Origin of the sequence: Bartonella sp. CL435QHHD, assembly GCF_042195095.1 — a bacterium.
Taxonomy (GTDB): Bacteria; Pseudomonadota; Alphaproteobacteria; order Rhizobiales; family Rhizobiaceae; genus Bartonella.
Window position 1 is genome coordinate 17,606 of sequence record NZ_JBHINS010000052.1, and the last position, 20,001, is coordinate 37,606.

Below are 20,001 nucleotides of genomic sequence, written 5' to 3' on the forward strand. Positions count from 1 at the left end.
TTTATTCAAATAAACTTGCACTTTTTATTTTATGAAAATAATAATCAATGGTTTCTATATAATCCTATTCGCAAAGTATTTTACATATGCCATTACAGGCCCCATCACGAAATGAGCTTGAGGGTATTAAGAGAAGTTCCTTTAAATACAAGATATTAATAAATCTAAAATTTCAAATAGATTAAGCCAATAGAACACAATAAAATTTAAATACGATTACCATACCACTTTATACAATTTTAATCCACTTTTATGAACTTCGCTCTTTACAATTGAATATCGGTAGATTTAGCAAGTATTTTTGCTTTTTATTCAGACAAACTATCGTAAGCAAAAGCGCTTATTCATAATCTTTATTTTTATGAAACGATAATCTAATACTGCTTTTCACACAAGCATCATAATTATATTCCCCTACCCTCATATTGCATCTATTCTTGCACTTAAATAACCCATTAAGAGGATTATGTACTCTTTCTTAAATACTCCCTATCACACTCTTCTCATGACATGCAAATAAATGATCATCAATAAAATTAAAACTTTAGCAAATAAAATTTTAATTTTATGAAAAGAAAGATCATTGAAAAAACTTACTTTTAAGATTCTTAAGTATAGATTTCATTCACTCAAAAAATTAAAGAGTTATCATTTCTTCTTGGAACGTGTCGCAAAAGGATTATCAGAGGCTCGTAATGATATGCGAACGGGTATACCAGACATATCAAATGTTTCACGTAACCCATTGACAAGATAACGCAAATACGACTGTGGCATACTTTTGGGACGCGAGCAAGAAATCATAAATCCAGGAGGACGTGTCTTAACCTGTGTGATGTATTTAACCTTAAGTCGACGTCCAGAAACCGCAGGAGGTGGATGATGTGCCACAACAGTTCCAAGCCATTGGTTCAATTTAGCCGTCGAAATGCGACGATTCCATACACGGTGCATCATCATGACATTTTCCATCAGTTTATCAATCCCTTGACCATATTGTCCTGATAAAGGAACGGCTCTCAAACCACGAACTTGAGGAAGAAATCGAGCACATTTTTCATGCAAATCAATCAATGTAGTCTGACTGTTTTCAATAAGGTCCCACTTATTGAAAGCAATAACTGGAACACGCCCTTCACGAATCACAAGATCAGCAATTTGTAAATCCTGCTTTTCAAAAGGTATCGTTGCATCAAAAACAATGACCACCACTTCTGCAAAACGAATAGCACGCAAAGTATCTGCAACAGATAGTTTTTCTAATTTTTCTTGAATTCTCGATTTTCGACGTAAACCTGCAGTATCAAAAAGTTTAATATGACGACCACGCCATTCCCAATCTACAGAAATAGAATCACGCGTGAGTCCTGCTTCTGGTCCTGTTAACAATCGCTCTTGTTTCAACATACTATTAATAAGAGTGGATTTTCCTGTATTGGGACGCCCCGCAATCGCAATCCTAATGGGCTTACTTTCATCGTAAATAAGCTCCTCTTCTTCCAAATCCTTTACATCATCACCAACAGATGCAGGCTGTATCATCCTATTTTCTTCTTTGTTGTTGCCAAAAGCATGCTCTGACCCAACAGCATCTATAATTGCATCACGCAGATCACTAAGTCCCAAACCATGTTCAGCCGATATTGGGCACGGCTCTCCCAAACCTAATGACCACGCCTCATACTCTCCTCCTGTTGCCGCTCTTGACTCAGACTTATTGGCAACAAGCACAATTGGCTTTCCTGATTTGCGAACCAATGAAGAAAAATTTAAATCACTTGGTGTTATTCCGCTCTTTGCATCAAATACAAATAAAATAAGATCCGCTTCATCAATTGCAACTTTTGTATGAGAACGCATACGCCCCTCGAGTGTATGATCACCTGCTTCTTCCAGCCCAGCCGTATCAATCACATCAAAACGTAGATCTTGAAGTTTTGCCGCATGAATACGCCGATCACGTGTTACACCAGGCTTATCATCAACCAAAGCCAATTTTTGCCCAACCAAACGATTAAATAGTGTCGACTTCCCAACATTGGGACGACCAATGATAGCAATGGTAAGGCTCATCGATTTATTCCTTATTTGCCTTGCCCTCAGCTTGTATAAGCTCAAGCATCATTCGAGCCCGATCTGTTATTTTTGAACCCAAAGCACCTTCTTCAGAATTTTTTTTAAAATAATAAACCGCCTCATCCATTTTATCCGCCTTATAGGCAGCTAAGCCTAAAGCTTCTCTTGCAGACATACGCATAGGATCGGTATCACTTGCCATATCTTTGATGCGCTTTTCAACATCAGCTAATGTCCCTGTATCAACCAGAATATAAGCCGCCCGAATTTTTGCAACTTTCTGCAAAATCTGCGGTGCTTTCTCATCCGCTGCAATAGAATCAAAGATCTCCACTGACTTAATAATATCACCTTTCTCCATGAGTAAAGAAGCCTCACGTAAACGAGCAAGAAAAGGATACCCCCCAAAATGAGAGGTTTTAACAGTTTCTAATTGCTTTATCGCTTTATCAAAATCACGTGTATTCGCAAGATTAAGACTCTTTACAAATGCATCACCAATATAACCAGCTTTCTTTATTTGCGTATGATGATAAACTTGATAAGCAACTATCATGAATATAAAAAGAATAACTGCTCCAATAATTGAAAAACCATACCGTCTCCAAAAAGCAAGCGCCTTTTCCTGACGAAATTCTGCATTCACTTCAGCAATAAAACTATCATACGACATATATCATACCTTGAAAAAAGTTACTTTATCTGTGCTTTTACGCATAAATGGATAAAGATGGTAGTCCTAATTAACTAAAAATCTTTAAATTGCTCGTTTATTTATTTTAAATCAACATGTAGCCAATTCAATCGGATTTTTGCAACAGTCTTAATCGAAAATGATATAAGCACCCTGTTTGTACATATTACAGCTTTTACATATATTGAGTCTTATGAAAAATTCACTGCCTTAATATTTATCATGATTGCCTATCATCTCAAGCAGATTTTCTCCCCATTATATAGAGAGATAATCTTTTAAAGTCTTCAACCGCAATCGTTGGTTGTATTGGATTATAGAATTATAATAGAAAAACCACTTCTTGAAAAAAGGTAAATTTCCATGAAAGTCCCTTAAAACCCAATAAATAAATTTTTATCTGTATCAAAAATACCGAAGCGCCATGATTAAAGTGTGGTATAATTCCAAATCTTCAGTTAAAGCTCTTTATATAAAGTGTATCCCTTCAACTTATCTTCATACGATTAACAACCTTTTGTAATTGATCCTTAAAGTTTCTAAAAATATCCTATTGTAAGGGCCAAACCCACATAAGCATTGGAACAGCAATAATAACGATCAACACCGCCAATGGAGCACCCAAACGTGGATAATCACTAAAACGATATCCTCCTGGCGCCATCACGAGCATATTACTTTGATGTCCAATAGGTGTAAGAAACTCACATCCCGCACCAATTGCAACAGCCATCAAAAAAGCTTCAGGCTTATAATGAAGGGAATGAGCAAAACTTGACGCAATTGGTGCTACCATCATCACTGTTGCTGCATTATTCAAAAATGGCGTAACCAACATAGCTGTCACCAACATAAGCGCTAAAGCACCAGATGGCGGGAAAAATATTGCCAATTGGCTCAGCCATTGACCAATGAGATCCGTACATCCTGTTTTCTCTAACGCTTCACTCACTGGAATAAGAGCCGCTAATAGTACGAGTATTGGACCATCTAATGCCTGATACAGATCACGCGCGGGCAAAACACGAAAGATCACCATTGCTGCAGCAGCAGAAAAGAAAGAAAAAGCAACTGGAACAATATGAAAAGCTGTAAAAATAATTGCTATAAATAAAACAGCTAAAGAGATGAAACCATGTCGTAAATTTCCAAACACAATATTTCGTTTTGCTAGGGGCAAGCATTTCAATTCTCTTAATAAATTGGGAATAATTGCATCCTGTCCTTGCAAAACAATCACATCTCCAAGATGGAAAATAATATCATCAAGTCTTCCCCGCACCCTTTCATGTTGACGACTTAACGCAAGTAAATTTACATTATAGCGATCAAATAGGGAAAACTCTTTCGCACTAATACCAATAAGAGGTGAATTATGGGTAATGACTGCTTCAATAATATCAATGTCACTGTCCTTATCACCTGCAGCAATAGTTCGCCCCTTAGAAAACTCTAAACGAGCAGAGTTCATCACGCTATCTAACCCTGTATGTGACCCTTCCAGCAAAATAATATCATTTTCAGACAAAACAAAATCTGGTAATGGTGAAATAGATACTTTGTTTCTGATAATTTGAATTACCATAACATCACCACTTGATGGCTTAACCAAATCAACAATATTTTTCCCCACAATCGGTGAATTTATTGGAATATGCGCTTCTGCAACATAATTACGGATATCAATGGCATCATCAAATGATACACCTGAACGCACACGCACAGGCAAAAGCCAATAAAAACAGACCAAATATACAACACCAGCCGTCGCAATAACCGCACCAACTGGTGTAAAATCAAACATAGTAAAAGGTGTTCCTGCTAAACGCTCTTGCATCGCTGAAATAACAACATTAGGAGATGTTCCTATCTGTGTCATAAGCCCTCCCAACAAAGAACCAAAGGCCATGGGCATCAAAAAGACAGAAGGAGAAACCTGAGAACGACGTGCAAACTGAAAAGCTATCGGAAGCATAATCGCCAAAGCACCAATGTTTTTAACAAACATTGATAATACGACAACAGAAAGAACCAAAAAAGCTAATTGAAGACGCACCGATTTCACATCTGGCCATATCCGTTGAATAATAAATTCCATTATACCAGAGCGAGATACAGCAGTACTGACAACAAACACACTCCCCACGATAATAACGATATCATTACTAAAACCGCTAAACGCTTCCTTCGGGCTAACAAGACCAAGGGCACAAGCTATTAATAATGTACAAATAGCAACAAGATCATAACGAAATCGATCCCAAATAAAAACAACCATCATGAGACCAATGATCGAAAAGGCCATTATTTGATTTTCTGTCATAACACTCACTTCTCCCCATTAAATTAATGAACAAAAACATATCTTTTATGTTTTAAATATTCCTATAAACAGCAGCAAGATAAAAGCAGACATCGGAATATTTTAGGATAATTTTAAAGTGATAAAAAATTATGATGCGCATAAACTCACCTCTCCTTATTATGCGTGCTTTTCTATAAAGTGCTGAACCCAAAGAAAATTGATAAAAGTTGATAAAGCTATATTGCAAAAAAGATGAGAATAACTCTAATATAGAGCGTAGATAATTGTTGAAACTGGTACACGCTATATTTAAACCTTTGTCGTTGCTTAAAAGAATTTATCTTCACTCTCAATTCACAGAGTGATAAAAATGAAAGAAGAAAGAATGGTCAATCTTAATAGTGGGTATCAAAGTAACCTCAGATATTGGCTCACTTGCATTATTGGATTTGTTGCTATCTTGGCAATTATAATTGTTGGTGGATTTTATATCGCAAAACCCTATCTTGACAGTTTTGTAAGACAAGAAATAGCCCGTCGTGCCATAAAAGCCGAAACATCTGAAGTAAGCATTCTAGGTAAAGTCAACTTGAAGAATGTGACATTACCCGTTCCAGCTGGTACATCACTTAAAATTGGTGCCATTTCTGCCCGTCCTCCTCTTTCCTTTATTCCCGGAACTTTTACATTTTATAATGTTGATTTAAAGCATAATAATATTCATGTGCAAATTCCCCAAATTTCTCTTCGGAGTGTATCCCTAAAAGAAAAAGATAGAACGATAACATCACGTCTTTTACAATCAATGATGCGTATTGAGCTTTCCTCAATTATTGCTCCCAATATACAACTTTCTATAGAAAATAAAAATAACCAAACAGAAACGGTTGAAATCAAGAATTTCCAGCTTTCTGATTTTAGAAATAACCATATCCGTTCAGTTAGTATCAAAAATATGGATCTTAAAACGGTCGTAGCAAATGGTGCCAAACAGATGCAACTTATGGCTAAAAGTGATACAATAAAAGCCCATGATATCGACATCAACTATGCCTATTCTATCATTTTTGGAAAAAACAATGCTCTCAATCAAGGTAAAACCGTTACTGGCCCCATTTCTCTGAATAATATAAGTGTTGATATTTTTGAAGAAGCAGAAAAAAATAGCTCTTTCTTCCTTGGGCAGTTTAAAACATCTGGTTTAAAGATGAAACCGCTTGAACAAACTCCTGAAAAATTAATCAAAGCTTATCTTAATGCAAGAAAAGAGAATAATAAAATCGCTGAAAAAGTTGCACAAAATGGCCTTCTTCTAAACATACTGCTCGCCATTACCTCAGCGGATGCCAAAGTTGATAATATCACCGTTGATATACCGCAGTTGAAAGCAACGCTCGAATCATTCCAATTCAAACCAAGTTTGTGGAAACAACCTATCCCTAAAAAGCTTTTTCTTTCTCTCAACAACCTTTCCATTCTACCTAAAAAAATGAATGAAAAAGACTTAGAGTTTTTCAAAAATCTGAACTTTGAGCGCTTTAATGTTTCAGGAAAAATTGATATTTCTTACGATGAAAAAAAACGTATGCTCTTTCTTGATACAATGTCTTTCAATATGAAAGACGTTGGATCTGGAGATATATCGGCTAAGGTTATTGATGTTGATGAAAAGCTTTTTTCTGGTCAGAAAAATATAATGATTGCTGCGTCTCAAGATCTTGGCATTAATGAAATTGATATACAATATACTGATGCAGGTTTCATTGATAAGCTTTTTTCTTATCTTGCGCAAAATCTTAATGACAGCCAACATGATCTTAAAAAGGAACTTTATGACGATTTCTATCTAATGATGACGCAGACCCCAAAAATTCTGCTAAAAAATCATGACGAAGCAGAAAAAATTTCAAAATCCTTAGGAGAATTTGCTAAAAATCCACAAACATTGATCGTGAAAATTAAAGCAAAAGATAATAAAGGTCTCGCAATAGTTGATCTCGAATCTGCTCTACAAAATGATCTATCCAAGGCTTTAAGCAAAGTACATCTTACTATTAAAAATGAAGCATCGCCTTAAACATTTTGTGCTTTAAACATGATGATCTTGTCTATAAATTAAGAACTTTATTCCTCTTTTTTCTTTTATATGATACAGAAGGTATCATACAGAGTTATTTATACAGAGAATATAGAATCTAAAATTGTCGATGCTTGGAGTTGTTCATGTCTGGTTTATCTTCAAATCGCCTGCCTAATCGCGCTTCTCGTGTCACCAATCAAGCGCTTTCTGCTATCGAGCGTTTTCTCCATATTGAAGCTCTTAGTGGTGTTGTTCTTTTATTAGCTGCTGCTTCTGCACTTATTTTTGCCAATTCTAAATATGCTGCTTTCTATGAATCTTTTTGGCATACACCTCTTGGCTTTAATTTGGGTCATTTCACTCTTTCATGGGATTTACATTTCTGGGTTAATGATGCCCTTATGACTATTTTCTTTCTCGTCGCAGGAATGGAAATTCGACGAGAAATTCATGAAGGTGCTCTTGCCGATTTTAAACAAGCAATCTTACCAATTGTTGCTGCAATAGGGGGCGTTTGTGTTCCTGCAATTATTTACTTTATCTTCAATTTTAACGAGGGACATATGCGCGGTTGGGCTGTGCCAACAGCAACAGATATTGCCTTTGCTCTAGGTATTCTAGCTCTTCTCGGAAAAAAAATCCCTTCTAATCTTCATATTATTCTTCTATCATTAGCGATTATTGACGATATTATCGCTGTTCTTATTATTGCTTTTTTCTACTCAACAAACATTGATCCTAGCGGTTTAATGATTGCAGGAGCGGGTATTGCTTTGGTACTATTTTTTCAGTGGATTGGGCTTGCATCAGCATGGCTTTACATTTTACCTGGTGCAATCATTTGGTGGGGTTTAATGGCAACAGGCGTTCACCCATCGCTTGCTGGCGTAATCTTAGGGATGATGACTCCCGTTCTTCCTACCCGTACTCTTGTAGCGCCACTCACCATGCTCAGTAACGCTATGCAAATTCTTCAAGAAAAAAATACAAAAACAGATCTGCATCATATTTCAACAGCATTAAAAAAGATGCGCAAAGGACAACGGGCCATGATTGCCCCAGTAACTCGTGTTCAAAAAGCATTGCATCCATGGGTTGCATACGTTATCATGCCAGTTTTTGCCTTCGCAAATGCAGGAGTAAGTTTTGCAAACTTTGATCTTTCTTCTGACAAATCATTCTTGATTGTTCTGGGTGTTGTCATTGGTCTTTTCATCGGTAAGCCTCTTGGTATTATCACTGCCAGTTATATAGCTGTAAAATCAGGACTATGCCGCCTACCCCCTCATATGACCTGGACAGGTGTTTTACTCATTGGTTTTTTAGCAGGAATTGGCTTTACAATGTCTATCTTTGTTTCAATGCTCGCTTTTAAAGATATTATTCTGCTTGATGCGGCAAAAATTGGAGTTCTTTGTGGCTCTGGTTTATCTGCCCTTATCGGTCTGGGATATGGATTTATTTATATTAAGCGCAATAAAGGAATTTCTCATAGTTCCTAATAAACTAACTGAAAATACATTTTTATGCAGAAATTCTAAAAAGTAATTTTGCCCATTTGTTCGATTCGGACGATATTTAATGTAAAATCCGTTGTCTCGCCTCATCTTTACACTTATGAAGGAGAAAACTAACGTCATCATACTATTTACTAGCCTCTAATGTTGCAACAACCTTTGACACTCGAGAGGAATCATAAGAGATATTTTTATTCCTTTCTTCAATAATCTTTTACTCATGTACCAGCTCCACTCATGATATACACAGAAATGGTTTTAATTATTTCAATAAAGGCTTCGTGGTTTCAGAAAAGCTATTTTTTATTGGGACTATGATTCACTATAAAGAAGAATTTAATTATTATAAATCAATATCTTATGTTTAATAATAAGAAAAAGATAAGAATAAGCAAAGTTCAATAATCAGTTAAGTAATTCCATGGCTTATTTTTCCCAATAAACCACCCTCCTCGTTATTGATTTTATTGCCGGTATTCTAAACAACTTTAATTTTTATCTTCTTAAAAGCACATTATTTTTGGATAAAAATATTCCCGTTTTTTATCATAGACACATCACTTGTCTCACTCCATGAAAGAATTAAACTTGAAGCATACTTCCATAGGAAGCACTCTAGTTTACGTAATTAACTCGCGGGAAAAAAGAAAACCCTAGTCATTTAGACTATTCTAAAACATATGATTGGTGGAAAAATAGAGCATGTATATCGTTGTTCTCCCCTTTTCCCGCTCTTATTTGATATTTATTTTCTTTTTGTTTAAAGAGCTCGCTCTATATTTCTTGATACCATAAAATACTCTTCACAGATAATTTAAAAAGCACTATTTCCGAGACTTTCGAATTTATACAACGCCACATAAAATACAAAAAGAGTAAAATAATATGGCTATATTTCTCACAAGAAGAGTTTTGCTTACAAAGACCACCATTTGCAAAATATGTAAACACGATAAAGAAACTAGCACGATATACTGAAAAAACGGAAGAATGTATTTCATGCGTGGTTGGCAGTATGACACAGAAAATACTTATAATAGAGTAGTTAAAGGAAGAAAGTTAACCTAAAGAACATATGGAGGTATCAAAAACTTTGAAAATCTTAATTATAATTCAAAAAAGAGAAATAGACATGAAAAAAATTTAATTAATAAAAGCAACACACTTGTAACATTATCATTAATTTTGATCTATAGTTACATAATTTTATGAAAAGTACTTCTGAAGAAGCTATAAACGCATAAGATATAGTAATTTTATAACGTATAGCGTAAACATAAATATTGTCTATAGAGATAGATTTTTTTATTGCCTCATAATATGGAAAAAATTAACTTTTCAAGATACACATAAAGTCATAAACAATCATTTGAAGATAAACTAAACATCTATAGAAAATACATCATCAATTTTACTTTTGGTAATTCCATCACTAATCTAATGAGCTCTAATTTCTCTAAGATTTATAATATTAAATCTGTATTGACGGGGCTGTCCCTCATGCAACATGCATCTTTTGAATAAACACTGTGCACTGCTCCTTATTCCATTAAGGCTTATCGTAAAGACTTCTCCATCCCTCTCTATAGGCTCTAAAACGTTTATAGACGGCATATTTTTTATCCCTTCTTAAACAGTTTTTTACCCAAACATCTTTCTCTTGTAATGTATAAGTGACCATTTTTAAATTCATCATGAACAAGTTTAAAATGAGAGAGTTTTGCTGTATTAAATATTCTATTTAAGTTAAAAATATAAATTGTTCTTAACAAAAATTATTAACATATATTAAAGCTTTATGTTATTGAAACTTTATTGAAACTAAAAAATACTTATCCCTTATCAAGAGCATAAACAGCATGTAATGTTCTAACCGCAAGTTCAGTGTAAGCACTATCAATCAAAATAGAAATTTTAATTTCTGAAGTCGTAATTGCTTGAATGTTAATACCCTTTTCAGCCAAAGCCTTAAATGCTGTAGCGGCAACACCTGCATGGCTACGCATTCCAATACCAATCACAGATACCTTGGCGAGATCGCCTTCAAATTGGAGAACATCAAATCCAATTTCTTTGCGATTCTTCTCAAGAAGTGTAACGGCTTTTTCTACATCTGATGATGGTACAGTAAAAGTCATATCAGTTTTTGAGCCATCTTCAGAAATATTTTGCACAATCATATCAACATTAATGCGTTCTTCAGCCAAGGGACCAAAAATTGCTGCCGAAATCCCTGGACGATCGGCAAGCCGACGAAGGGAAATTTGTGCTTCATCTTTGGCAAAAGCAATACCAGTAACATTTTGTTGTTCCACAATTTCATCCTCATCGCAAATAAGTGTTCCAGAAGAACTCATTGAATCCTCCATGCCTAACGCATCAGGATCCTCAAAACTTGAACGCACAAAGGTACGAACCTTATGAACCATTGCTAATTCAACAGAACGAACCTGTAAAACCTTTGCACCAAGAGAAGCCATTTCTAGCATTTCTTCAAAAGCTACTTTTGGTAAACGACGCGCTTTCGGTTCTATACGTGGATCCGTTGTATAAACACCATCCACATCCGTATAAATATCACAGCGATCAGCTTGTACAGCAGCGGCTATAGCAACAGCACTTGTATCTGATCCCCCACGCCCTAAGGTAGAAATCCGGTTATCCGGAGCTAACCCCTGAAAACCAGCAATAACGGCAACCTGACCTTCCTGAAAACACTCGATTAAAAAAGATCCATCAATATTAGTAATACGTGCACGGCCATGCGCATTGTCTGTATGAATAGGAATTTGCCAACCAAGCCATGAACGTGCATTCACCCCCATTTCTTGAAGTGTCAAAGCCAACAATCCTGAAGTAACCTGTTCACCAGAAGCAACCACAACATCATATTCACGAGCATCTCTATGCATGGAGGAAGCATCACTCGTCCACTGAACAAGTTCATTTGTTTTACCAGCCATCGCAGATACGACAACGGCAACCTCATTACCTGCATCAACCTCTCTTTTGACATGCCGTGCAACATTATGAATACATTCAATGTTTGCTACAGATGTTCCACCAAATTTCATGACAATGCGCGCCATTAATAACACTCTTACCTTTACATCTCTTATCTCAAACAGTAATGAGAATTAGATGCTGTATCAACTAACCATTTTCTCGACATAGCGAATATCTATCATTTGTGCAAGTTTCATTATGATTATATTAATTTCTCTTGACTTTGTATAAAATCTACTTGACCTGATCATTAAAAATAAAAGGAAGGCAACATGATCGATGAAACACAAACAACTATTGATCAAAGTGAAATTGATCACTTTTCACGTATTGCTACAGAATGGTGGAATCCACAAGGAAAATTTCGACCTCTTCACCAATTTAACCCAACACGCCTTGCTTACATCAGAGAAAAAATCTGTTTAGAGTTTAATCGTGACCCTTCTTCACTTACGCCCTTTCACAATTTGAAAATTCTTGATATTGGCTGTGGAGGAGGCTTGTTATCTGAACCAATGGCACGTCTTGGTGCTATGGTTGTAGGCGTTGATGCTGCACAAACAAATATTGAAGTCGCAAAAACCCATGCTGCTCAAAATGACCTTTCCATTGATTACCGCACGACGACAGCAGAAGTACTTGCCAATGAAGGAGAAAAATTTGATATTATCCTTAATATGGAAGTTGTTGAACATGTCGCTGACGTTAATCTCTTCATAGCAGCTACAGCAAAAATGTTGAAACCACAAGGGTTGATGTTTGTCTCAACACTCAACCGCACATGGAAAGCATGGGGGCTTGCTATTGTAGGCGCTGAATATATTCTACGTTGGCTTCCTAAAGGAACCCACGATTATAAAAAATTCCTAAAACCTCTAGAACTTAAAAATTTCTTATCAAAAAACGCTCTGACTGTCATTGATGAGATAGGTATTACTTATAACCCTTTAAACGACAGCTGGAATCGCTCAAAAGACATGGGTGTTAACTATCTCCTTCTCGCAAAAAGGTCGTAAGGATATGTAATTTACAAATATTATATGCCTTGTAATAAAGAATTCAGCTTTCCCTCAGCCTCTAAAGCATAAAGATCATCACAACCGCCAACGTGATAATCATCTATGAAAATTTGTGGAAATGTATTACGTCCATTTGCACGCTGTACCATTTCTTGGCGAAGGGATGTGGAAGCATCAATATCTGTATACTTTACGCCTTTTTTATTAAGCAAATCACGTGCTTTTGTACAATAAGGACAGTTAGGGCGTGTATAAATTATTATCTCTTTCATAGGATTATCCTCCAATATTTTTTAATAATATTCATTTTAAATTCCTCTTAAGAAGAGGGAAAAATAGAATCTTCTTTGAGAACACGCGAAAATGTTAGCACATCAACCTGTCGTGCACCTGCATCTTTTAATGCAGCAGCTGCTGCTGTAACTGTTGCACCCGTTGTAAATACATCATCAATCAGCAAAACAGAACATCCTTTGAGATATTTTTTAACTTTATGCGAAACCTTAAAAGCATTTTTTACGTTAAGTTTTCTCTCTCTTGAAGAAAGACTAACCTGCGGACGGGTATGCCGACAACGAACAAGCCAACTCGGTTTTAAAAGCTTTTTTTGTGATGCTGCAATATAACGTGCAAGCTCAGCAGATTGATTATAACGCCTCTCCCAAAAACGACGAAAATGCAATGGAATGGGAATAATAACATCACAATCATCAATAACCTCGCGTCCAGCAAACATCATCCAATTGGCCATAAATGATGCCAATTCTATATGATCACCATATTTTAAGCGCGTTACTAAAGTTCGTGCAAGCCCTTTATGAACAATGACTGAGCGAACACGTGAAAAAGGATGAGTATTACGGAGTGCTTCACCACTAAGAAAACCATCCCCCATATCACAAACAAAAGGAGTCCCCATAACAGGACAATAAGGTTTCGTGATAAATTGAAGGTCTTTCCAACATTCGGAGCAAATCGTACCATAAGTAGAAACATTTTGCTTACATCCAGGACAAATTGGTGGATAAAGCATCGTTTTCAAGCGTTCAACGAACTTACTTAGTATATCCCCGCTATTTAACGCCGCTTCTCGAAAATACAACATTATAAATTTAGGCTTTTACAAGTTTCCCTCAGAACAAAAGTTCCTTTGTATTTCCTCAATTTATAATTTTAATTCCTTTAAAAACTCTTACCTTCTATAAATTTATTTTCTTTCATATTATAAACTTGACAGAGCTTGCACAAATAATGAACCTTTTCAAAATATATTCTTTCATAGATCGAAAGTGTTCCACAATATGTCGCATCCTTTAATTTTTGATCATAACCGCATTGAACAATTCCGAAAACGTGCCTTTCAAAAAGCAAAAAAAGGATGTGACTTTTTACTCTCTCACATGGCAGAAGATCTCTATAAACGCCTTAGCACTGTTGATCGCCTCTTTACATTAGCTCTTGATTTACACAGCCATACAGACCTTGCTGCGCAAGCTTTAATGAAATCTGGAAAAGTTTGTTCCATAGAACGCATTGAAACCGATACGCTTTATCAAAGCCATGATAAAAAATTCTATTTACGTCATCGAGAATTTCTTGATTTACCTCAAAGTTACTGTGACCTTATTGTTTCACTTCTTTCATTACAATTGACCAATGATACCCCTGGTGTTCTAAGCCAGATAAAAAATACCCTTAAACCAGATGGCTTATTTCTTGCTGTTATGGCAGGAGCTGGTACATTAAGAGAATTGCGGGAAAGCCTGCTGCAAGCTGAAAGTGAAATTTATGGTGGAGCAAGCCCTAGGATCTACCCTTTTGCCGACATTCGTGATGCAGGCGCTCTTTTACAGCGTGTTGGCTTTGCCCTGCCTGTAGCAGACGTTGAAGATATCACAATACGTTATAATACAATGTTTGACCTTATGCACGATCTTAAAGCTATGGGAATGCAAAATGCACTCATCAATCGTTCACGACGCCCTGTATCCAAACGTTTTTTTCTCCGCGCATCTGAAATCTATGCACAACAATTTAGTGATCCTGATGGACGTATTCGTGCACATTTTTCTTTCATCTGGCTCTCTGGTTGGGCTCCTCATCCCAACCAACAAAAACCCCTACAACCTGGTTCAGCGCAAATATCTCTTACAGATGTTTTACAGCCCAAAAAAATATAACCTAAAATTATTTTTTTAAAATACTTTTATCTGTTGTCCGTAATATTTGACTAGTGACCGTTCCAGCTATCATTGAATCGCTCACGTTTAGAGCAGTCCGTCCCATATCAATTAGCGGTTCAATAGAGATAAGTACAGCAACCAAAGTAACAGGAAGCCCCATAATTGGTAACACAATCAATGCAGCGAAAATAGCACCTCCCCCCACACCAGCAACACCAATAGAACTCAATGTTACAACACCAATAAGCGTAGCAATCCAAGTAGGATCAAGAGGATTAATACCCATAGAGGGTGCAATCATGGTCGCAAGCATCGCTGGATAAAGACCAGCACAACCATTTTGTCCAATTGTTGCCCCAAAAGAAGCTGCAAAACTCGCAATGGATTGTGGTACACCTATCCACTGTGTTTGCGCTTCAATATTCAAAGGAATACTTGCAGCACTTGAACGACTGCTAAAAGCAAATGTTAAAACTGGTAAAACCTTTTTGAAAAAACGAAAGGGATTAATCCCAGAAATACCAAGCAATACACCATGAATTCCAAAAATTAAAATAATACCGACATAAGAAGCAATAATAAAAACCAGTAAATTTAAAATATCTGCAATACGCGATATTGCTCCTACTTTCGTCATAAGTGCAAAAATACCATAAGGCGTCAAAGCAATCACAATACGGACTAACCGCATAATCCAAGCTTGTGCCACTTGAATAAATAAAAGCGCTTTTTCTCCTTTTTCCGGCTCATCTTTCTTTAAAAGAAGAACCGATGCACCTAAAAATGACGCAAAAATAACAACACTGATAATTGACGTACGTTTAGCTCCACTCAACTCAGCAAATGGATTTTTAGGAATCATAGACAAAATCATCTTTGGTATATTCATATCTCCAAGTTTAGAAATATGACCTTCAAGAAGAGCAGAAACATTTTGCCCTTCATGCACCAAACCATCGGTTGTTAATCCAAAAAAATTAACCACAAGCACACCAACCAATGCTGAAAGAGCCGTTGTAAAAAGCAATATTGAAATTGTTATTATACTCATCTTTCCAACAGCATAAACAGAATGTAAATGAGCAACTGCTGAAACGATAGAAATAAAAACCAGTGGCATAACAATCATTTGCAACAATAAAATATAGCCTTCACCGACAATGTTAAACCATTCAACGGATTTCAATAAAGTGCTTTCACCCTCTCCATAAATAAACTGCAAAACACTTCCAAAAATCAAGCCAAGGATAAGCCATAGCATAACACGTAGTGAAAGACTCCATTGCATTTTCTTACTTTGAGAAACCAATAATAAAAAAATAACAAATAGAAATAAATTGACGAAAAAATTAAATGTCATTGTCTATGCTCACTATTATTATGGTTGACATAAATAATCTGCATAATTCAAAATCAATGCATGATATTTAAAATTAACCTATAAAGCTTACAAGGCTTTTACAAAATCATTATTTTTTTAATTTATAGATTAAAAGAGAATTTTTTATCTACTAATAACTGTTTAAAGAAAATAAATAAAATTATTTTCTTATTCTTTAAATTTATGCTCTTATAAAATAGTTAAATAAGAAAAATATAAACAACATTCATTGCATCTTAATACTGAATAATTCCAGCGTATCTTATCCTATAAATGTCCTTACCACTCTCTTTTGCTATTTGAACTGAAGCGAGCTTTCCAAGAAAAGATGAATTAACAATCGAACATTCATGATTTTTCTAGAAAATACACCAACAAGCTACTTCTGCTCATTTTATGGACTGCACTCTCAATAGCTTTGATCAGCACTTCAAGTATAATTATTTTATTGAAAATACCTTTTATACATTCTTTCTTTGCTCTCAATGAAAGCTTTTTTATTTTTCAAAATTCTTTTATAGTCATAAAAAGGTTTTTAAAGACAACATGTTGATTTATAGTCATAATTTACTGTTTGCATATTAAATGAGAGTCCCGAATCACATAAGATTCTCTCATTTCAAACCTGTTTATCTTGAATCAATCAAAATCATTTGCTTGCACGTCACAAGCAGGGCAGATATGTGGATAAAAATGTATGAGAAAGGAGTAGAAATACCTCTTATGAAACGTCTTAATGCAAGAGTTGTCGAAACATTGAAGGGCGGAGCTTGAGCAGCAAATATAAATAATATGATTGCTTTTTATAATAGCGCAGTAAAACTTTTAACGATACCTATTCATATGCTGATCGAACAACACGTGCACGTGCTGTAGATAATTTTGTCATTTTAGATACAAAAAAGATAAGTTGGAGTTATAATGTTAAGCAAGAACTAATAAGAGGAAGGTTTTTGAATTTGAAGAGGCATGCCTCACGCAAAGTTCGTATCGCCCTTTTACACGACAATGGCTTTATTATAGTTGTATCTTCAATGATGGAGTTTATCAGATACCACATATATTCCCTATGGTGCCAGTAGTAGAAAATAGAGTAATACAAATTATAGGCATAGGAGCACGAAGCGTTTTTTCTGTGTTGATAGCTAAGAATTTGCCTAATCTAGATGCAATAGATACAGGTCAATGCTTTCCACGGTATCTTTATAAAAACGTTGAATCTCTGTAACTGATCGTGATGAGAAACAGTCCCTTTTATTTACAAATTCTACAGAAGAAAACACAACAGCTGGTTTACAGAGGCGTGATGCCATTACGGATGCACTTTAAAGCTGCTTATCCTAGTGAGAGCATAACAAAGGCGGTTACAAATTTCTAGATAATGAAAACAATGGAAAAGACTGAGGGTATATGATTAAAATGAGAGGCTTTAAGCCTACAAATATTATAAATTTTATGAATAGTACAGTTATAAAGCATTAAAAGAAGCTTTAAAGTAAATTTACAATATATGGGAGATAATTAATCGTCTATAATAAATTGCGCTCATACTGATAAAAATTATTCTGCTATAGAAATGTTGTTCTTTTTTGAATTTTTATGCGTATTCAAACACTCATTCGTTACAAGCTCAATCTCTTTATCTCTTTCATCTTTATCAAGAATAATAGTATTTTAATATAATAACCCCTTTGCATACAAATAGTTATTTCTTATCTATGAATAGCTTATAATTTCACATAACCCTATGAAGATAATATTTTTATTTATTAATATTTAATGATGTAATTAACACATTCATTCTATATATTATCATCTTTATTTCTATCTATTTATATAATATATTTCTTTTTTCTATAAAAATAAGCTTGAGTTATACATACATAGATCTATCGGTATTTTTTCTACTGTCTTTTTAGCGCACTGAAAGATTGATATCATAATTTTTGTATAATAAAATGCTCTTTCATATAAGCATCGTATATTGAATTATAATAATTGACTATTAACCGCAAATTATATTTTTTTATCCCTTTTAAAAGTGAAAAATATTATTTTCAGACCTATTCATAAGTAGATGAGCCAAGTGAATAAAAAATGTTTGATAATAAGCTTTATCTCTTATGAACTATCTTTAGTACAAAGGGACAACATTACGATTACGGAAATATCGTGATATTATTGGGTATAAAAATCACACTGCCCAAGAGATTTTTGTATTGTATCCTTTCCGTTATGAGAAATGTTAAAAGCAAGGTAGGATATGCTCTCTAGAGCAAATGAGTGAATGAACCACCACGGTTATATGCATTTTTAAAAAAGTAGGAAGTATCTTTGCTTCAAATTTAATAGGCACATTCTAAAAATAAAGGTTCTACCGACTCATTCCAAATAGAATAGTAATGGGACAAAAATTTTTCAGCATCTGTTTGTCCCATTGCAACAACCTCTTCTAGAGGATTAAGAAAATTTGTTTCATCAAAACCATTCGTATCATACTGTTTGCGATTTTTTAAGCCTTTGCGAGCAATAGCGAGAGATTGACGTGCTAACTCTAAAAGAATAGTTTGACGAAAAGGAGTTCTTAACCCTTCTTTAGGAACGCGTTGGCGCAACTCTAAAACTTCTTCAAAACACCAATCTTTTGTCAAAGCCTCTGCCTCATTAAGTGCTTCCCTATCATAAAGAAGCCCAACCCAAAAAGCCGACAACGCACAAATGCGCTTCCAAGAACCGCAATCAGCTCCCCTCATTTCTAAAAATCTTTTTAAGCGGACTTCAGGAAATAACGTTGATAAGTGATTAATCCAATCTCCCATGTTTGGAATTGAATTTGCAACTTGTCCTTTTAATGCTCCATTCATAAACTGACGAAACGTTATGTGTGTACAATCATAGTAACGACCATCACGCACAACAAAATACATTGGAACATCAAGGGCCCATTCAACATAATCAACAAAACCAAAACGCTCAGAAAATATAAAGGGAAGAACGCCTGTCCTCTGATTATCCGTATTACGCCAAATTTCAGAACGCCACGACAAAAAGCCATTTGGGCGCCCTTCTGTAAAAGGTGAACTTGCAAATAATGCTGTTGCAATGGACTGTAGCTTCATGGACACTTGCATTTTTCGCCGCATATCACTTTCAGATGAAAAATCAAGATTAACCTGAACTGTTGATGTGCGATACATCATATTAAGACCATTATACCCCACTTTAGGCATATAATCAGTCATAATCTGATAACGTGATTTAGGCATTCGCGGCGTTTCAGCTAAAGTCCACTTTGGACTAGCTCCAAGACCTAGAAAACCTATACCCAATGGTTCTGCAATTTTTTTGAGAAGAGTTAAATGCTCCATCAACTCGTAATATGTATGGCCTACTGATTTTAATGGTGCACCAGATAATTCAAATTGTCCCCCAGGTTCCAAAGAAATGGCTCCCTGATCAACGGATCCTACGAGCCCAATAATATTCTCTTCATCTAAAATAGGTTTCCATCCTAAGGCGCTTTGCATCCTCTCTAAAAGCGCTCGGATTCCCCTCTCTCCTTCATAAGGAACAGGGTGAAAACCATCTCTATAAAACGGAAATTTTTCATGTTCTGTACCAATGCGCCAATCATCTTCTGCTTTATACCCCCCTTGGAAATAGCTAACCAAAGAATCTAAGTTATAAATTTCACTTTCATCAGTTATATCAAGCGCCATAACTCATCGTATCCTATAATT

General features: G+C 35.4%; 12 protein-coding genes and 1 pseudogene. 5 read left to right on the plus strand and 8 right to left on the minus strand.

Annotation, left to right across the window (positions count from 1 at the left end; translation table 11 throughout):
• Positions 1 to 648: 648 nt before the first annotated feature.
• From der to ACFILH_RS02365, 3 genes are all read right to left on the minus strand, one after another.
• A complete protein-coding gene (gene der, locus ACFILH_RS02355) occupies positions 649 to 2,073 on the minus strand; it encodes a ribosome biogenesis GTPase Der (RefSeq protein WP_273790396.1) in 1,425 nt (474 codons plus the stop codon).
• 4 nt (positions 2,074 to 2,077) lie between these two features.
• On the minus strand, positions 2,078 to 2,749 hold the full coding sequence (locus ACFILH_RS02360) for a tetratricopeptide repeat protein (protein ID WP_375663025.1): 672 nt from the start codon (positions 2,747 to 2,749) through the stop codon (positions 2,078 to 2,080).
• A 571-nt stretch (positions 2,750 to 3,320) separates the two neighbouring features.
• Positions 3,321 to 5,093 carry an SLC13 family permease gene (locus ACFILH_RS02365; RefSeq protein WP_375631015.1) on the minus strand — a complete coding sequence of 591 codons (1,773 nt, stop codon included), beginning with the start codon at positions 5,091 to 5,093 and terminating at the stop codon, positions 3,321 to 3,323.
• Between the two features lie 352 nt (positions 5,094 to 5,445).
• Here ACFILH_RS02365 and ACFILH_RS02370 point away from each other — a divergent pair, with 352 nt between their 5' ends.
• Positions 5,446 to 7,152, plus strand: a complete 1,707-nt coding sequence (locus ACFILH_RS02370; RefSeq protein ID WP_375667300.1) for a hypothetical protein — start codon at positions 5,446 to 5,448, stop codon at positions 7,150 to 7,152.
• Between the two features lie 146 nt (positions 7,153 to 7,298).
• A complete protein-coding gene (gene nhaA / locus ACFILH_RS02375; RefSeq protein ID WP_273790392.1) occupies positions 7,299 to 8,657 on the plus strand; it encodes a Na+/H+ antiporter NhaA in 1,359 nt (452 codons plus the stop codon).
• Positions 8,658 to 10,504: 1,847 nt separating this feature from the next.
• On the opposite strand, the gene ACFILH_RS02380 is transcribed toward nhaA, so the two are convergent.
• Complete coding sequence (locus tag ACFILH_RS02380; RefSeq protein ID WP_375631013.1) at positions 10,505 to 11,761, minus strand: aspartate kinase; 1,257 nt, start codon at positions 11,759 to 11,761, stop codon at positions 10,505 to 10,507.
• A 189-nt stretch (positions 11,762 to 11,950) separates the two neighbouring features.
• Between ACFILH_RS02380 and ubiG the strand changes: the two genes are divergently transcribed.
• Complete coding sequence (ubiG, locus tag ACFILH_RS02385; protein ID WP_273790390.1) at positions 11,951 to 12,694, plus strand: bifunctional 2-polyprenyl-6-hydroxyphenol methylase/3-demethylubiquinol 3-O-methyltransferase UbiG; 744 nt, start codon at positions 11,951 to 11,953, stop codon at positions 12,692 to 12,694.
• A gap of 20 nt (positions 12,695 to 12,714) precedes the next feature.
• Here ubiG and grxC read toward each other — a convergent pair whose 3' ends face one another.
• Together grxC and ACFILH_RS02395 are read right to left on the minus strand one after the other, a co-directional pair.
• A complete protein-coding gene (grxC, locus tag ACFILH_RS02390) occupies positions 12,715 to 12,969 on the minus strand; it encodes a glutaredoxin 3 (protein ID WP_273790389.1) in 255 nt (84 codons plus the stop codon).
• Positions 12,970 to 13,016: 47 nt separating this feature from the next.
• Positions 13,017 to 13,802, minus strand: a complete 786-nt coding sequence (locus ACFILH_RS02395) for a ComF family protein (protein WP_273790388.1) — start codon at positions 13,800 to 13,802, stop codon at positions 13,017 to 13,019.
• 196 nt (positions 13,803 to 13,998) lie between these two features.
• On the opposite strand from ACFILH_RS02395, the gene ACFILH_RS02400 reads away from it, so the two are divergent.
• Positions 13,999 to 14,877 carry a methyltransferase gene (locus tag ACFILH_RS02400; protein ID WP_375654430.1) on the plus strand — a complete coding sequence of 293 codons (879 nt, stop codon included), beginning with the start codon at positions 13,999 to 14,001 and terminating at the stop codon, positions 14,875 to 14,877.
• Positions 14,878 to 14,884: 7 nt separating this feature from the next.
• Here the strand turns inward: ACFILH_RS02400 and ACFILH_RS02405 are convergent, their stop codons facing one another.
• Positions 14,885 to 16,240: an L-cystine transporter gene (locus tag ACFILH_RS02405; RefSeq protein WP_375654429.1), complete on the minus strand. Its 1,356-nt coding sequence runs from the start codon at positions 16,238 to 16,240 to the stop codon at positions 14,885 to 14,887.
• A gap of 795 nt (positions 16,241 to 17,035) precedes the next feature.
• Between ACFILH_RS02405 and ACFILH_RS02410 the strand changes: the two are divergent.
• Positions 17,036 to 17,621, plus strand: a pseudogene (locus ACFILH_RS02410) (type ISP restriction/modification enzyme); the annotation flags it as partial.
• A gap of 985 nt (positions 17,622 to 18,606) precedes the next feature.
• On the opposite strand, the gene ACFILH_RS02415 reads toward ACFILH_RS02410, so the two are convergent.
• Positions 18,607 to 19,980 (minus strand): glutamate--cysteine ligase, encoded by a 1,374-nt coding sequence (locus ACFILH_RS02415; RefSeq protein ID WP_273790385.1) that lies wholly within the window; start codon positions 19,978 to 19,980, stop codon positions 18,607 to 18,609.
• Positions 19,981 to 20,001 lie beyond the last annotated feature (21 nt).

Coding starts and splice junctions, on each gene's coding strand:
- der (WP_273790396.1), bottom strand. CDS start 2,073: ATGAGCCTTACCATTGCTATCATTGGTCGTCCCAATGTTGGGAAGTCG.
- ACFILH_RS02360 (WP_375663025.1), bottom strand. CDS start 2,749: ATGTCGTATGATAGTTTTATTGCTGAAGTGAATGCAGAATTTCGTCAG.
- ACFILH_RS02365 (WP_375631015.1), bottom strand. CDS start 5,093: ATGACAGAAAATCAAATAATGGCCTTTTCGATCATTGGTCTCATGATG.
- ACFILH_RS02370 (WP_375667300.1), top strand. CDS start 5,446: ATGAAAGAAGAAAGAATGGTCAATCTTAATAGTGGGTATCAAAGTAAC.
- nhaA (WP_273790392.1), top strand. CDS start 7,299: ATGTCTGGTTTATCTTCAAATCGCCTGCCTAATCGCGCTTCTCGTGTC.
- ACFILH_RS02380 (WP_375631013.1), bottom strand. CDS start 11,761: ATGGCGCGCATTGTCATGAAATTTGGTGGAACATCTGTAGCAAACATT.
- ubiG (WP_273790390.1), top strand. CDS start 11,951: ATGATCGATGAAACACAAACAACTATTGATCAAAGTGAAATTGATCAC.
- grxC (WP_273790389.1), bottom strand. CDS start 12,969: ATGAAAGAGATAATAATTTATACACGCCCTAACTGTCCTTATTGTACA.
- ACFILH_RS02395 (WP_273790388.1), bottom strand. CDS start 13,802: ATGTTGTATTTTCGAGAAGCGGCGTTAAATAGCGGGGATATACTAAGT.
- ACFILH_RS02400 (WP_375654430.1), top strand. CDS start 13,999: ATGTCGCATCCTTTAATTTTTGATCATAACCGCATTGAACAATTCCGA.
- ACFILH_RS02405 (WP_375654429.1), bottom strand. CDS start 16,240: ATGACATTTAATTTTTTCGTCAATTTATTTCTATTTGTTATTTTTTTA.
- ACFILH_RS02415 (WP_273790385.1), bottom strand. CDS start 19,980: ATGGCGCTTGATATAACTGATGAAAGTGAAATTTATAACTTAGATTCT.